The sequence below is a fragment of the Streptomyces sp. CCM_MD2014 genome, from assembly GCF_000772045.1.
In the GTDB taxonomy this organism is placed as follows: domain Bacteria; phylum Actinomycetota; class Actinomycetes; order Streptomycetales; family Streptomycetaceae; genus Streptomyces; species Streptomyces salinarius.
Map to the genome: position 1 here is coordinate 727,535 of NZ_CP009754.1, position 15,136 is coordinate 742,670.

General features: G+C 72.3%; 11 protein-coding genes. 3 read left to right on the plus strand and 8 right to left on the minus strand.

What is annotated here, in order from left to right; all coding sequences use genetic code 11:
• The first annotated feature begins 199 nt into the window (after positions 1-199).
• Together NI25_RS03370 and NI25_RS03375 are read left to right on the plus strand one after the other, a co-directional pair.
• Positions 200-1,246: a LacI family DNA-binding transcriptional regulator gene (locus NI25_RS03370; protein WP_061440994.1), complete on the plus strand. Its 1,047-nt coding sequence runs from the start codon at positions 200-202 to the stop codon at positions 1,244-1,246.
• Positions 1,247-1,395: 149 nt separating this feature from the next.
• Entirely contained in the window at positions 1,396-2,739 is a 1,344-nt protein-coding gene (locus NI25_RS03375; protein WP_061440995.1) for an amidase, read from the plus strand.
• A gap of 6 nt (positions 2,740-2,745) precedes the next feature.
• Here NI25_RS03375 and NI25_RS03380 read toward each other — a convergent pair whose 3' ends face one another.
• Both NI25_RS03380 and NI25_RS38250 read right to left on the minus strand, forming a co-directional pair.
• Positions 2,746-3,228 (minus strand): GNAT family N-acetyltransferase, encoded by a 483-nt coding sequence (locus tag NI25_RS03380; RefSeq protein WP_061440996.1) that lies wholly within the window; start codon positions 3,226-3,228, stop codon positions 2,746-2,748.
• Between the two features lie 55 nt (positions 3,229-3,283).
• The gene (locus NI25_RS38250) at positions 3,284-3,460 is read right to left on the minus strand and encodes a hypothetical protein (protein WP_061440997.1); all 177 of its coding nucleotides are present in this window, start codon (positions 3,458-3,460) and stop codon (positions 3,284-3,286) included.
• Positions 3,461-3,936: 476 nt separating this feature from the next.
• On the opposite strand from NI25_RS38250, the gene NI25_RS03390 reads away from it, so the two are divergent.
• Positions 3,937-4,380 (plus strand): hypothetical protein, encoded by a 444-nt coding sequence (locus tag NI25_RS03390; RefSeq protein ID WP_061440998.1) that lies wholly within the window; start codon positions 3,937-3,939, stop codon positions 4,378-4,380.
• A gap of 7 nt (positions 4,381-4,387) precedes the next feature.
• On the opposite strand, the gene NI25_RS03395 is transcribed toward NI25_RS03390, so the two are convergent.
• The 6 genes from NI25_RS03395 to glgA all read right to left on the minus strand — a co-directional run bounded on the left by NI25_RS03395 (position 4,388) and on the right by glgA (position 15,134).
• Positions 4,388-5,890: an SDR family NAD(P)-dependent oxidoreductase gene (locus NI25_RS03395; RefSeq protein ID WP_061440999.1), complete on the minus strand. Its 1,503-nt coding sequence runs from the start codon at positions 5,888-5,890 to the stop codon at positions 4,388-4,390.
• Between the two features lie 103 nt (positions 5,891-5,993).
• Entirely contained in the window at positions 5,994-7,334 is a 1,341-nt protein-coding gene (locus NI25_RS03400; RefSeq protein WP_061441000.1) for a wax ester/triacylglycerol synthase family O-acyltransferase, read from the minus strand.
• Positions 7,335-7,553: 219 nt separating this feature from the next.
• The gene (locus NI25_RS03405; protein WP_061441001.1) at positions 7,554-9,872 is read right to left on the minus strand and encodes a GH92 family glycosyl hydrolase; all 2,319 of its coding nucleotides are present in this window, start codon (positions 9,870-9,872) and stop codon (positions 7,554-7,556) included.
• Between the two features lie 64 nt (positions 9,873-9,936).
• Positions 9,937-12,555 (minus strand): glycoside hydrolase family 2, encoded by a 2,619-nt coding sequence (locus NI25_RS03410; protein WP_061441002.1) that lies wholly within the window; start codon positions 12,553-12,555, stop codon positions 9,937-9,939.
• A gap of 144 nt (positions 12,556-12,699) precedes the next feature.
• Complete coding sequence (glgC, locus tag NI25_RS03415; protein ID WP_061441003.1) at positions 12,700-13,920, minus strand: glucose-1-phosphate adenylyltransferase; 1,221 nt, start codon at positions 13,918-13,920, stop codon at positions 12,700-12,702.
• Between the two features lie 50 nt (positions 13,921-13,970).
• Complete coding sequence (gene glgA, locus NI25_RS03420) at positions 13,971-15,134, minus strand: glycogen synthase (protein ID WP_061441004.1); 1,164 nt, start codon at positions 15,132-15,134, stop codon at positions 13,971-13,973.
• Positions 15,135-15,136: the final 2 nt, after the last annotated feature.

Sequence of the window (15,136 nt, forward strand, 5' to 3'; positions counted from 1 at the left end):
GGCGGTGGGATGCCAGCGACCATGCACGGCGTTTCCGTGGAAAGTCAATGGATTCCGGCCAACTAAAGCAGAGCACATGGCATTAGTCCAGGTCAGAGCGGTATCGATGGACACTTGCCAGTAACTACTAATGCGCTTTAGGATCTTGCACTCAAGCGCTTTAGCTCTCACTGCTCTCACCGAGGAAAGGAGCGCGCGCATGCCGGCCAAGCGGCCCGCCGCGCGCCGGCCGACGATGAAGGACATCGCTCGGCGGGCCGGGGTCTCCGAGAGCGCGGTGTCGTTCGCGCTGAACGACCGGCCGGGGGTCTCCGAGATCACCCGGGACCGGGTGCGCCGGGTGGCCGAGCAGCTCGGCTGGCGGCCCAGTACGGCGGCGCGCGCCCTGTCCGGGGAGGGTGCGGCGACGGTCGGCTTCGTGCTGGCGCGGCCCGCGCACACCCTGGGTGTCGACTCTTTCTTCCTGCAACTGGTGTCGGGCATCCAGGAGGTGCTGGCCGGGCGGCACCTGGGGCTGCTGTTCCAGGTGGCGCGGGACGTCGAGGACGAGTGCGCGGTCTACCGGCGCTGGTGGGCCGAACACCGGGTGGACGGCGTCCTCGTGGTGGACCCGCGCACGGACGACCCCCGCCCGGACCTGCTCGACGAACTCGGCCTGCCCGGTGTGGTGATCGGCGGCACCCCGGACGAGCGCCATCCGGGACTGTCGACGGTGTGGGCGGACGACGCGGGTGCGATGGCCGCGCTGGTGGACGGGCTGCACGCGCTCGGGCACCGGCGGATCGTGCACATCGCCGGGCTGCCGGACCTCGCCCACACCGAACGCCGCATCCGCGCCCTGCGCGCGGAGGCCGGACGGCGCGGTCTCGGCGAGGTCGAGTCGGTGACCACCGACTACTCGGACGCCGAGGGCGCGGCCGTCACGCGCCGCGTGCTGGAGGCGCCGGATCCCCCGACCGCCCTCATCTACGACAACGACGTGATGGCCGTCGCCGGGGTCGCCGCGGCGGCCGGACTCGGCTTCTCGGTACCGGCGGACGTGTCCGTGGTGGCCTGGGAGGACTCGGCGCTGTGCCGCATGGTCAAACCGTGGCTGTCCGCCCTGTCCCGGGACAGCGTGGAGTTCGGCCGCACCGCGGCCACGGAGCTGACCGCCCTGCTCGACGGCGGCCCCGCCCGGACGGTGCGCGTGCCGGTGCCGCGGCTGATCGAGCGGGACAGTACGGGCCCGGCCCGGCCGGTCTGAACACGGCCGGGCGGGGTCCGGGCCGGGCCGCGCTCTCGACGTGCGCGCTTCGGACGGGCAGAGTGATGTCCTGCGTACTCACCGGTAACAGCAGAGTCCGCGAGCAAGCCCGCATCCGCATCCCGTCACCGCACCCCTAGGAGCCCTCCGTGACCGACTGGGCCGGCCGGACCGCCGTCGAGATCGCCGCCGCCGTACGGGAGAAGCGGGCCACGCCCCGCGAGGTGGTGGCCGGTCACCTGGACCGGATCGAGCGGCTGGACGGCCGCGTCGGCGCCTTCCGGGCGGTGCGGGCCGAGGCGGCGCTCGCGGAGGCGGAGGAGGTGGGCGCCCGGGGTGATCTGGGCGAACTGCCGCTGGCCGGCGTGCCGGTGGCGGTCAAGGACAATCTCGCGGTGCGCGGGGAGTCCACCCGCGTCGGCTCGGCCGCCACTGTGCACACGCCCGCCGACGCCGACCATGTCACCGTGGCCCGGCTGCGGGCGGCGGGCGCGGTGGTGGTGGGGCTGACGAACGTGCCGGAGCTGTGTGTGTTCGGCACCACGGAGGGGGTGCTGGGCACCTCGCGCAACCCGTGGGACCCGGCCCGCTCGGCGGGCGGTTCGTCGGGCGGCAGCGCGGCCGCGGTGGCCGCCGGGATGGTGCCGCTCGCGCTCGGCAACGACGGCATGGGCTCGCTGCGCATCCCCGCGGCCAACTGCGGTCTGGTCACCCTCAAGCCGGGCCACGGCGTCGTGCCGGCCGGCATCGGCGAGGGCGACTGGTTCGGCATGTCCGAGAACGGACCGCTGGCCACGACGGTCGCGGACGCCCGCCTGATGCTCGCCGTCCTCGCGGCCGGGGCGCTCCCCGGCCGCGAGGACTCCGGCGCCCTGCGCGTCGCCGCCTCGCTGCGCAGTCCGCTGGCCGGCGTCCCCGTCTCCCGGCCGTACGCGCGGGCCGTGCGCGAGGCGGCCGGGGTCCTCATGAAGGCGGGCCACCAGGTGCGACGGGCGGACCCGCCCTATCCGGCGTCGCTGGGCGTGACCGCCCTGACCCACTGGACGGCCGGTACGTCGGTGGACGCGCGGGGCCTGGACCGGCGGCTGCTGACCGGGCGCACGCGGGTGCACGCGGCGCTCGGGCGGCACTTCGTCGGCCGGGCGGCGGACGGCGGGGACCGCGAGCGGCTGCGCGGACGCCTCGAGCCGTTCTTCGCCGAGTACGACGTCCTGCTCACCCCGGCGCTGGCCCGCCGCTCCCCGCAGGCGGGGCCCTGGCACCGACGGGGCTGGCTGCGCAACGTGGTGGCGAACTCCGCGTACTCGCCGTTCACACCGCCGTGGAACCTGACCGGCTGGCCCGCCATGTCGGTGCCGTTCGGCACGCTGGACTCGGGCGCGCCCTGCGCCGTACAGCTGGTGGGGCGCCCGGGCTCGGAGGCGACGCTGCTGGAGCTGGCGGAGCGGATCGAGGCGCTGCGGCCCTGGCGGCGGACGGCGCCGATCGGCTGAGGCCGCCTACAGGGCGCGGTGCATGATGTGGAGGCCCACCCGGCCGTGCCGCGGGTGGTCGAAGGCGTCCGGGACCGTGCCGAGGATGGTGAAGCCCAGGGAGGTCCACAGCCGTACGGCGGGGTTGGTCTCGACGACGGCGTTGAAGACCATGCCCCGGTATCCGTCGGCCCTGGCGGCCTCGAGGACGTACTCGGCGAGGGCCCGGCCGGTGCCGCGTCCGGCGCGGTCGGGGTCGACCATGAAACCGGCGTTGGCGATGCGGGCGGCGGGGCCGCCGTAGTTGGGGGTGACGTAGGCGGAGCCGACGACGGCGCCGGTGTCGTCCTCGGCGGCGTAGACGCGTTTGGCGGGGTTCATCCACAGGGCCCGGGCGTCCTCCTCGGAGGTGGCCGGGTCCCAGGCGTAGGTCTCGCCGGCGGCGACGATGCGGTGCCAGAAGGGCCAGATGTGCGGCCAGTCGCCGGCGGTGGCTTCCCTGATCAGCATGGGCGTGAGTGTGGCACGCCCATGCGTCCGGCGACCTCGGTGGGTGGCGGGCGGGTCAGTCCACGCTGGGCAGGATGTGCGGCTCGGCGAGGTCGTCCTCGTAGCCCGCGAGGCGGATGGGGGCGGAACGCGCCCACACGTCGAGGCTGCCGATCTCGCCCGGGCGGCGGCCCGCGCGCCCGCTGCGTTCCTCGGTCCGTTGTTCTGGCTTCGTCGTCGTCTCCGGTGTCACCGCGCACTCCTTATGTGTCGGGTCACCCTCGCGGGCTGTCGGCGCCGGTCTTCCGTCCGGCACCCGGCGCCCGCCCGGGTGTGAGTCGAAATGCGGTTCGGACGCGGTGGCGCCGGTACCTCGTGCGGGAACAAGCCGTTGTGGACCGGCCTGTCCATGACGGACCTCGGGTGTGGGTAGTGCCCTGTGCCGCCGCCCGTCCGATCCAGATTAACCAGATGAGCGGGGGTGCGCTCTATGGGGCTCAAAACATGGGAGAACCATTGCCCTCCGGTTCATGCGCAGTTGGCCCAAGTCTGACCTGATTCCTCCGGCTCCGCACCGCGCGCAACTCACCCGTTCGGCCTACACGAGCGCCCACACCTTCGAATGCCGCCGGGTGGCGGGACGGCAGTTAAGTTGCCGTTGGCTGCTTCGCAAGCTCGCCATGGTCTGCTGCCCGTCGGCAACGGCTGTCTCGTGGGGAGGACCGAGGCATGGAACTGCGCAGCGTCGAGGAGCTGATGGACCTGCTGTACGCCTGCCGGGCCGAGCGGCCCGCCGCCGATCCCGGCGGTGGCCCCGCCGATCCGCACGGGCACGCGCTGCGGACGGCCGCGCTGCTGCGCCGGCGCCGCCCGGCCGACAAGGAACTCCAGGTCGCCGGACTGGTGTCGCCCGTGGGCCGGCTGCTGTGGCCGGGCGACGCGCCGGCCCGGACGGCCGAGGCGGTACGGCCGCTGCTCGGCGCGCGCGTCGCCCGCCTGGTGGGCCGCCGGGCCCACCCCGAGTCCTGGGCCCACGACGACGACCTGGTCAGTCTGCGTCAGGCGGACGACGAGGCCCGCACCGCCGACTTCGACGCCGGGGTGCTGGAGGACTGGCGCACGGTACTGGAGCTGACGGCGGCACGGAACGCGCGGCTGGGTCTCGTGGACTGAGGGCCCGTCACCACTTGCCGGGCGCGTAGTCCTTGAGGAAGACGCCGTACAGGTCCTCGCCCGCCTCGCCGCGCACGACGGGGTCGTAGACGCGGGCGGCGCCGTCGATCAGGTCGAGCGGGGCGTGGAAGCCCGCCTCTGCCAGGCGCAGCTTGTCGTAGTGGGGACGCTCGTCGGTGATCCAGCCGGTGTCGACGGAGGTCATCAGGATCCGGTCGGTGTCGAACATCTCCTGGGCGCTGGTCCGGGTCACCATGTTCATGGCCGCCTTGGCGGCGTTGGTGTTCGGGTGGCCGGCTCCCTTGTAGCCGCGTGCGAACACGCCCTCCATCGCCGAGACGTTGACGATGTAGGCGCGTCCCGACGACGCCTTGCGCGCGGCCTCGGCCATGGCGGCGCGCAGCGCGCTGATGAGGATGAACGGCGACGTGTAGTTGCACAGCTGGGTCTCCAGCAGCTCCACCGGCGAGATCTGCTCGATGGTCTGGACCCAGGTGTTGGTGTCGACGACGTCGGGGACCAGGCCGCCCGCGTCGATGGCGGTGCCCTCGCGGTGCCGGACGACGCTGGCGTTGCCGGCGACCAGGGCGAGGTCGGCCACCTTCTGCGCGTCGAGCCCGGAGGCGCCCAGCGGCAGCGCGGCCAGGCCGTCCACCGCGCCGGAGTTGAAGGCGCCGATGACGTGGTGGGCGGGGAGTTCACCGGCGGGCAGCGGGGCGCTCTCGCCCTCGACCAGCGCGGCGTACGCGGACGGGAGACGCCGCACGGTCTGGGTGGCGTTGTTGATCAGGATGTCGAGCGGTCCCTGCTCGGCGACCTGCTCGGCGAGGGCGACGGCCTGGGCGGGGTCGCGCAGGTCGATGCCGACGACCTCCAGGCGGTGCATCCAGTCGGCGGAGTCGTCCATCGCCTTGAAGCGGCGGATGGCGTCCTTGGGGAAACGGGTGGTGATCGTGGTGTGCGCGCCGTCGCGCAGCAGCCTGAGCGCGATGTACATGCCGATCTTGGCGCGGCCGCCGGTGAGCAGCGCGCGCTTGCCGGTGAGGTCGGCGCGGGCGTCGCGGCGGGCCCGGTTCTCGGCGGCGCAGTTCTGGCAGAGCTGGTGGTAGAAGTAGTCGACCTCGACGTAGCGCTGCTTGCAGATGTAGCAGGAGCGGGGGCGCTGGAGTATCCCGGCGATCGTGCCCTCCTCGGTGCGGGAGGAGGGCAGCAGGCCTTCGGTCTCGTCGTCGATGCGCTCGGCGGAGCCGGTGGCGGTGGCCTCGGTGACCGCCTTGTCGTGGGCGGTCTTGGCGGCGCGGCGCTCCTGGCGGCGGCGCTGCTTGACCATGCGGTAGATGTGCGAGGTGGCCCGGCGGACCGTGATCGCGTCGGGGTGGTCGACGTCCAGCTCGTCGAGTTCCCTGAGCACGTCGAGGCAGACGGCGAGCCGTTCGGGGTCGATGCCGGGGCCGTACCCGGAGGCGGCCGCCTCGTCCGTGGTCGCCGAGCCGTCCTGTGTCACCGTCATCGCCGTTGCCGTTCCCTGGTCACCGTTGCGGCGCTCCGGGAGGCGACCGCTGTCGAACAGCGGATTTTATTCAGCGCGCGGCGCGGATCCAAACCCGCCGGGGTCAGGGACGGCAGGCCGTGAGCAAGGTCTCCACCTCTTCGGTCACCGCGAGCGCGAACCGGTCGAGGTCCGGCACCGCCTTCCCGTCGGCGACCAGGCCGAAGTGCACCTGCCCGCGGTACGTCGAGACGGCCACCGCGAGCGAGTGTCCGCGGGCCAGCGGCGCCAGCGGATAGACCTGGGTGAGCGGGTGGCCGCCGAGCCGCAGCCCCAGGCTGGGCAGGGGCACGCTGGTGACCAGGATGTCGAACCACAGCCGGGCGGCCCCCGAGACCAGCGGCCCGCCGAGCCGGTGGCCGAGCGCCGGCACGTGGTCGGCGAGCAGGGCGACGGCTCCGGCGCCGCGGCCGGGACCGGCGTCCTTGTTGCGGTCCATGGCGGCACGGACCGTACCGAGGCGGGAGAGCGGGTCGGGGTCGCCGACCGGAAGCCGCAGCAGGTACCCGGAGAGCCGGTTGCCCTGGGGGTGTGCGCTGCGCGGGCGGCGCTTGGAGACGGGGATGAGCGCCCGGGGCGCCACGCCCTCGCTGCCGTCGCCGCGGTCGTCCAGCCAGCGGCGCAGGGCACCGGCGACGACCGCGATCAGCACGTCGTTGACGGTGCCGCCGGTGGTCTTGCGGACGTGGTGCACGTCGTCGAGGTCGACGGCCGCGCCCGCGATCCGGCGGGTGCCGGAGGACTCGGCGGCGAGCGCGGGCGAGGAACGCACGTCGAGGGTGGACAGCGCCGCGGCGGCACCGATGTCGAGCGCGCGCCCCGCGTCGGACAGGGCGTCGCGCAGCCGGTCGGGCAGCGCGCGCACGTCCGGCACGAGGCCGCGCCGCGGTGGCTCGGGGCGGGGCCGGGGCGCGGGCAGGTCCATCGGGTCGAGGACCCCGGCGGCGAGGGTCAGGGCGCGCAGGCCGTCGGCCAGGGCGTGGTGGAACTTGAAGAGCACGGCGAAGGTCCCGCCGTCGGCGCCCGGCAGCACGTGTGCCTCCCACGGCGGCCGGCCGCGCTCCAGTGGGCGTTCCATGAGGCGGCCGGCCCGGGCGTGGAAGTCCGTGGCCGGGGCGTGCAGCCGCACGTGGTCGAGCGGGTCGAAGCGTGGGTCGGGCTCGCGGGTGGCGCCGCCGAACGCGAACGGCCGCCGCAGGGACAGCGGCGGCTGCCAGGTGTCCCGGATCCTCATCCGCAGTCCGGGCACGGCGGGGGCACGGGCCGCGAGCAGGTCCGCGGCATGGGCGCCCGCGGTGGGCGAGTCGGCCTCGAAGACGCCGAGCGCGCCGAGGTGCATGGGGTGCTCGGCGGACTCGATGTTCCAGAACGCCAGGTCGAGGGGAGCGAGCGGATCGGGAGTCAAGGGCTGGCCTCGCAAGGACGACGCAGGGACGACGCAGGGGCAACGCGGTACGGCGGAGGGGCGACGGGTGGACGGCGGGTGGACAAGCAGTCAATCGCCTTCCGTCGATTACGGTCAAGTACGATCAAGCTACGCACAGTTAACAGGAGATTAAAGTCCCGCCCCTTTCGGCCGGGGCGGGACTGCTGTGACTCATGGGGCGTCTGTGCTCACATCACCTCACGTCAGCGGCGGCGGCCCCGCCTCCGGCGAGGTTCCCCACCCGGACGGCTGCGGGCCGACCGTGAACGCGAGCGACCGCACGGACCGCAGGGCGTCCGTCGTCAGCCACGTCCGGGCGTAGGCCGAGCCGTCGGTGCGGGCCGACTGGACGTACCGGTCGGTGTCCGAGGTGCCGGGCGCGGTGATCGTCAGGGCACCGCGCGGGTAGTAGCGGCGGTCGAGGGTGAGGTCGACGCGGTCGAAGACCGGGGTGGACAGGCCCCAGGTGTCGTATCCGGGCTGGATCGGGAAGATCCCGATCGAAGACAGGACGTTCCAGGCGGACATGGTTCCGAGGTCGTCGTTGCCGGTCATGCCGGTCGGCGTGTCCGTGAACAGGGTGAGCGCCGCGTGCACCACGTCGGTCGTCTTCCAGGGCTGCCCGGTCGACAGGTAGGTGTACGGGGCGATCAGGTCGGGCTCGTTCTGCGGGTTGTACTTGTCGGCGTTGTAGTAGTCGTACGGACCGTTCACCCACACCTCGCGGGCGGTCTTCGCCGGGTCGGCGAGGAGCTGCTCGTAGGCGAAGAAGGAGTCGAGCCGCTCGTTCGCGGCCCCGGTCCCGCCGATGAGGCCGATCATGCCCGGCAGGTCCTGCGGCACCAGCCACTGGTACTGCCAGGACGTGCCCTCGTGGAAGCCCTCGCTCTGCGCCGGGTCGGCCGGTCCGGTGAAGGCACCCTCGGCGTCGCGGGCGCGGAAGAAACCGGTCGAGGGGTCGAAGACGTTGCGGTAGCTCTGGGCACGCTCGGCGTACCGCTGCGCGTCCGCGTCGTGGCCGAGGTCGCGGGCCATGCGGGAGAGCATGGCGTCGGACAGGGCGTACTCCAGGGTGGCGGAGGCGCCGTGGTCGTAGTCGGAGTCGCCCGGCTTGGCGTGCGGGCGGCCCTTGACGTACGGCGCGAAGCCGTCGGCGAGGTACTCGCGGTTGGCCTCCCGGCCGACGGCCGGGGAGCCGGCGGGCGGGACGCCGTCGGCGTTCTTCTTCAGCGCCCGGTAGGCCTTCTCCTCCCAGCCGTGCAGCAGGCCCTGCTGGTAGGCGTTGGTGAGGAAGGGGGTCACCGGGTCGCCCGTCATGATGTTGGTCTCGACGGTGCCGTAGCCCCACTTGGGCAGCCAGCCGCTCTCCTCGTCGATCTTGATGACGGAGATCGCCATGTCGCGCGCCTCACGGGGTGCGAGCAGGGCGAGGAGCTGGGACTGGGTGCGGTAGGTGTCCCACAGGGACCAGTTCTGGTAGTACGTGAAGCCCTTGGCGCGGTGGATCTCCTGGTCCCAGCCGGTGTAGCGGCCGTCCACGTCGCTGCCGATGTTCGGCGCGAGGAAGGACCGGTACAGGGACGAGTAGAAGGTGCGGCGCAGGGTGTCGTCGCCGCCGCGGACCCTGACGTCCTCCAGCCGCTTCTCCCAGGTGCGCTCGGCGCCGCGGCGCACGGCGTCGAAGGAGTGCCCGCCCTCGGCGCGCAGGTTGAGCGCGGCGCCGCGCGCGTCCACGTACGACAGCGCGGTGGTCGCCTCGACGGTGCGGTCCTTCGTGGTGTCGAAGCGGACGTAGGCGCCGTCGCCGCCGGTCCTCGCGCCCGCGGTCACGGTGCCGTCGTCCCAGATGCCGTAGGAGGCGAAGGGGCGGTCGAAGCGGGTGATCGTGTAGACGGTGTACGGCTCGGTGTCCTGGCAGAAGCCGCTGCCGGTGATCGCGGTGCGCACGGTGCGGCTGTCCAGGACCTCGACCTCGGTCGAGATGTTCTTGTGCAGCGACTGGCCGGCGTTGAGCAGGACGTTGGCCTTGTCGGTGGCCGGGAAGGTGTAGCGCTGCACGCCGGTGCGCTCGGTGGCGGTCAGTTCCGCCTCGACGCCGGAGTCGAGGCCGACGCGGTAGTAGCCGGGGCTCGCGTCCTCGTCGTCGTGGCTGAAGGAGGCGGCGTACTTCGCGTAGTCGGTCTCGGTGACGTCGCCGGTGGTCGGCAGCACCGGCAGGTCGCCGCCGAGTCCGCAGCCGACGCCGGAGAGGTGGACGAGGGAGAAGCCCCGGATGTGGTCGTCGGAGTAGTCGTAGCCGACGTTGTGGCCGGTGTCCGGCGAGAACTGCACCATGCCGAAGGGCACGGCCGCGCCGGGGTAGGTGTTGCCCTCGTTCTCGGTCCCGATGAACGGGTTCACGAGGTCGGTCAGGTTCTGGTCGGTCGTCGGGGCGGCCTGCGCCGCCGGGGCGGTGAGCAGCGCGGACGCTGCCACCACCCCGGCCACGCACAGCCGCAGACGCCGGGTGGCTCTCATGTGCGGGTGACCTCCGGAAGGTCTGCGGTGTCGTGCGGTTCTTCTTCTGGCGAAGTGCGGGTGATCAGGCGGTGCAGCCCGCCGGGACGGGCTGGGACGCGTCGTGGATGAGCGCCTCGTGGGCGGCCCTGACCCGCTCGACGTCCGGCTTGAGGACCTTGCGGTCGTAGGTCGTCAGGCCGTTGAGTTCGCCCTCGACGTCCGAGATCTGCGTGTAGACCGCGCCGTTGCCGCCCCGGCAGACCAGAGCACGGACCTCGTCGAGCTTGGTGAGGTAGTCGTCCGTGTACGTCTGCGGGTCCACGTCGACGTACGACTGCTGCACGGACCAGGCGTGTCCGGGCACCGCGAGGCCCAGGCCGCCGTACTCGCCGGAGACCAGGGCGCGTTCGCCGTCCGGGGAGGGCGGCAGGGCGGGACTCGGGTAGCCGTGCTCGTCCATGATGTCGCCGGCGCCGCCGTCGGCCCCGAGGTTCAGGCCCGACTGGTTGTTGACGAGCCGGGTCGGGTCCCAGGCCTTGGCCTGCGCGGCGACGCGGCCGATGTCGTACTGGCCCCAGCCCTCGTTGAAGGTGACCCACATGATGATCGACGGGTGGCTGACGTGCTCGTCGATCATCTCCTTCATCTCCCGCTCGTACTCGGCGCGGGCGGCCGTGGACGGGTTCTTCCCGGCGGTCATCGCGGGCATGTCCTGCCACACGAGCAGGCCCAGTCTGTCGGCCCAGTAGAACCAGCGGTCGGGCTCGACCTTGATGTGCTTGCGCACCGAGTTGAAGCCGAGCTGCTTGTGCAGCTTCAGGTCGTACGCGAGGGCCTCGTCGGTGGGCGCGGTGTGCAGTCCGTCGGGCCAGAAGCCCTGGTCGAGGGTGGCCATCATGAAGACGGGCTCGCCGTTGAGCATGGTGCGCGGGACGCCGTTCACCTTCTCGACGGCGATGGAGCGCATGCCGAAGTAGCTCTCGACGCGGTCGCGTCCGACGGTGACCTCGAGGTCGTACAGGAAGGGATCGTCCGGCGACCACAGGTGCGGGTCGCGGATCTTCAGGGTCAGCGGCTCGCCGGTACGGCCGCTGACGGTCGCGACCTTGCGGTGCCCGGCGTACGCCGTGGCCTTCACGCGTACGCCGTCGCGCACGCCCTCCGGCTCGACGGTCAGGGTGCTCGCCGCCCCGTCGACGTGCGGGGTGAGCTTCAGCGAGTCCACGTGGTCCGGGGCGACCGGTTCCATCCAGACCGTCTGCCAGATGCCGGAGCTGGGCGTGTACCAGATGCCGCTCGGGTCCAGGCGCTGCTTGCCGAGCGGCGGGTTCTCGCCGTTCGCCGCGTCGGTCGGGTCGTAGACGCCGACGATCAGCTCCTGGGTGCGGCCGGGCTTGAGGGCGTCGGTGACGTCGGCGCTGAACTTGTCGTAACCGCCCTTGTGGTCGGCGACCTTGACGCCGTTGACGTAGACCTCGGACTGCCAGTCGACGGCGCCGAAGTTCAGCCTGAGCCGCTGGCCGTGGCCGATGTGCCAGTCGCGGGGCACGGTGAAGGTGCGGCGGTACCACATGCGGTCCTCGTGCCGCTGGATGCCGGAGAGCTGCGACTCCACCGGGTACGGGACGAGGATGCGCTCCTCGAGGTTCTTGCCGACCGGCGGCTGCTCGCCGGCCTCGGCGGCGGCGAACTGCCAGCGGCCGTTGAGGTTCTGCCAGTCGTCGCGCGTGAGCTGCGGACGCGGGTACTCCGGGAGCGCGTTGTCCGGCCCGACCTCGTCGGCCCAGTCGGTGCGCAGCTCGTAGGTGGACTTGTTGCCGCCGCTGCTCCAGAAGGCGTTGACAACGTTGCCTTGGGCGTCGGTGAGGCCGCCCTCGCCGTCGTAGCGGACGTCGGCGGTGCCGGGGGCGTCGCCGTCCTTGTTGCCGACGACCGGCTGGTCGAGGGCGACGAGCAGGGCACTGGGGTCGGCGGGGTCGAGCTTGCTCTCGCCCAGCGGCCAGGTGGCGCCGCCGATCACCGCTTCGAGGTGGTCGGTGAGGCCGGCCGGGGGCGCGGCGAGCGGGCTCGCGAAGTCGAGCTTGAGGGTGCGGCCGGTGGACTGGACGGTGGTCGCGGTCGCGCCGTTGTAGTCGAAGCCGTCGGGCAGACGGAACGCCGACTGCGGGATCGCCTCCTTGCTGCCGCCGGGCTCGGTCCAGCGCAGGTGGAGGTTGGAGCCGCCGTAGTGCTCGAAGTACTCCAGCTTGATGTCGTAGGACTGGCCGGCCGTCAGCTCGATGGGCTGGGCGGTCTGTTCGCGGTCCCAGTCGTCGACCCAGTGGTCGATGGCGAGCTGTCCGCCGATCCAGAGGCGGAAGCCGTTGTCGCCGATGATCGAGAAGGTGTGGGCTCCGGTCTTCTCCGGGACGAGCTTGCCGGTCCAGCGGACGCTCACGTCGTCCGACTGCCCGGTGGCGAAGGCGAGTCGCGGCTCCAGGGTGTTGAAGTCGAGTTGCGGGTCGAAGCCGGTGGCCTTGAGTTCGTGGAAGTCGAAGGCGCCGGGGGCGGACTGGGTGTAGTACTCGCCCTTCAGGCCGTGGATCTCCGCGGTGTCGTGGTCGTCGGCCGCGTTGGCCGCCGGGACGGCGGCGAGGCCCGCGACGCCGAGCGCGGCGGCCAGCAACAGGGCGAGTCTGTCTCTGAGTCGTTTGGTGCGCACTGACCCTCTCCTCGAGAACGGGTGGTGGCTGATGGCTCAGACATCGATGTCATACATCGATGTAACTGCGGATGTGCAGTGGCATGACAACACGGATTCCGCTTGACGTCCAGGGACATGACAACGCCCTCGACGGTCCGTCCGTCACGGCACCCGCTGCCCCTTCCCCAGCGCGATCACGCCCCTCTTGGAGACGGTGTACAACTCCCCGTCCCGCTGCGGGTTGACGCCGATCGTCGCACCCGGCGGCACCTCCACGTTCTTGTCGAGGACCGCCCCGCGCACCACCGCACCCCGGCCGACGTGCACGTTGTCGTGCAGCACCGAACCCTGCACGACCGCCCCCGGTTCGACCACCACGCCCGGGGAGAGCACCGACCGGGTGACCTGGCCCCGGATCAGGCAGCCCGCGCTGATGATCGACTCGCCGGCGATGCCGCCGGCGTTGAAGCGGGCGGGCGAGAGCTGGGTGGAGTGGGTGTAGATCGGCCAGTCCCGGTTGTAGAGGTTGAAGGCGGGCCGCTCGGCGATCAGGTCCATGTGCGCGTCGTAGTAGGCGTCCAGCGTGCCCACGTCCCGCCAGTAGCCCTGGTCCCGGGAGGTCTCCCCCGGCACGTGGTTGGCGCTGAAGTCGTACAGCGCGGCCTCGCCCCGGTCGGTGAGCCGGGGCAGGATCGAACCGCCCATGTCGTGCACGGAGTTCTCGTCCTCGGCGTCCCGGTGCAGGGCCTCGACGAGGGCCTTGGTGGTGAAGACGTAGTTGCCCATCGACGCGAAGACGCACCCGGGGTCGTCGGCGAGGCCGGGCGGGTCGGCGGGCTTCTCCAGGAAGCCGGTGACGGTCTGCCCGTCGGAGCCCGGGGTGATCACTCCGAAGGACGGCGACTCGGCCCGCGGGACCCGTATGCCCGCGACGGTCACGCCCGCGCCGGACTCGATGTGCTGGGCGAGCATCTGGCGCGGGTCCATCCGGTACACGTGGTCGGCGCCGAAGACGGCGACGTACTCCGGCTGTTCGTCGTACACCAGGTTCAGGGACTGCAGGATGGCGTCGGCGCTGCCGAGGAACCAGCGCGGGCCCAGGCGCTGCTGGGCCGGGACGGGGGTTACGTAGTTGCCGAGCAGGCTGGACATCCGCCAGGTGGTGGTGATGTGCCGGTCCAGGGAGTGCGACTTGTACTGCGTGAGCACGCAGATCCGCAGGATGTCCCCGTTGACCAGGTTGGAGAGCACGAAGTCGACGAGCCGGTAGGTTCCGCCGAAGGTGACCGCGGGTTTGGCGCGGTCGGCGGTCAGGGGCATCAGGCGTTTGCCCTCTCCGCCCGCCAGCACGATGCCGAGCACCGAAGGACCTCCACGACGCATGGCCGCTCCCCTCACCGTCGTTCACCCTCGGCCGCCCCGGGCGGGACGGCTCAAGCCCGCTTGAGGATCTCCTCGTAGAGCCGGACCGTGCGGCGTGCGACCGCGTCCCAGCCGAACTCCTCCACCGCGCGCGTCCGGCCCGCCTCGCCCATCCGCCGGGCGGCGTCCGGGTCGCCGAGCACGGAGTCCAGTGCGCGCGCGAGACCCGCCTCGAAGTCGTCGTCCGCGCCGTCTTCCCTCGGTACGAGCACACCCGTCTCGCCGTCGGCCACGACTTCCGGGATCCCGCCCACCCGGGAGGCCACCACGGGAGTGCCGCAGGCCATCGCCTCCAGGTTGACGATGCCGAGGGGCTCGTACACGGAAGGGCAGACGAAGACGGCGGCGTGCGTCAGGAGCTGGATCACCTCGGGGCGCGGCAGCCTGCGCGGGATCCAGTGCACGCCCTCGCGGGCACGGCTCAGTCCGGCGAAGAGGCCGCGGAACTCCTGGTCGATCCCCGGGGTGTCCGGGGCGCCCGCGCACAGCACGACCTGCGCGGCCGGGTCGATGCCCCGCACCGCGCGCAGCAGGTGGGGCACGCCCTTCTGGCGGGTGATGCGCCCGACGAACAGGACGTACGGGCGGGAGCGGTCCAGGCCGATCCGGTCCAGCACGCCGGTGTCGGGGTCCGGCCGGTAGAGCCGGGTGTCGATGCCGTTGTGCACGACGTGGACGCGGGAGGCGTCGAGGGCCGGGTAGCAGCCGAGGATGTCCTCGCGCATGGCACCGGAGACGGCGACGACCGCGTCGGCCGCCTCGACCGCGGTGCGCTCGGCCCAGCGGGACAGGGTGTAACCGCCGCCGAGCTGCTCGGCCTTCCAGGGCCGCAGCGGCTCCAGGGAGTGCGCGGTCATCACGTGCGGGATCCCGTACAGGAGCTTGGCGAGGTGACCGCCGAGGTTGGCGTACCAGGTGTGGGAGTGCACGAGTTCGCGCCCTTCGAGGGCGGCGGCCATCGCGAGGTCCACGGAGAAGGTGCGCAGCGCCTCGTTGCCGCCGTCCAGCGCGGACCAGGGGCGGTGCCGCACGACGCCGTCGGTGCGCCCCTCGCCCCAGCTGTGCACGTCCAGGTCGACGAGGCGGGCGAGCTCCCGGGCGAGGAACTCGACGTGGACTCCGGCGCCGCCGTAGACGTCCGGCGGGAACTCACGGGTCAGCAGTCCCACGCGCACCC

Coding starts and splice junctions, on each gene's coding strand:
- NI25_RS03405 (WP_061441001.1), bottom strand. CDS start 9,872: ATGAGAGCCACCCGGCGTCTGCGGCTGTGCGTGGCCGGGGTGGTGGCA.
- NI25_RS03395 (WP_061440999.1), bottom strand. CDS start 5,890: ATGACGGTGACACAGGACGGCTCGGCGACCACGGACGAGGCGGCCGCC.
- NI25_RS03390 (WP_061440998.1), top strand. CDS start 3,937: ATGGAACTGCGCAGCGTCGAGGAGCTGATGGACCTGCTGTACGCCTGC.
- glgC (WP_061441003.1), bottom strand. CDS start 13,920: ATGCGTCGTGGAGGTCCTTCGGTGCTCGGCATCGTGCTGGCGGGCGGA.
- NI25_RS03380 (WP_061440996.1), bottom strand. CDS start 3,228: ATGCTGATCAGGGAAGCCACCGCCGGCGACTGGCCGCACATCTGGCCC.
- NI25_RS03370 (WP_061440994.1), top strand. CDS start 200: ATGCCGGCCAAGCGGCCCGCCGCGCGCCGGCCGACGATGAAGGACATC.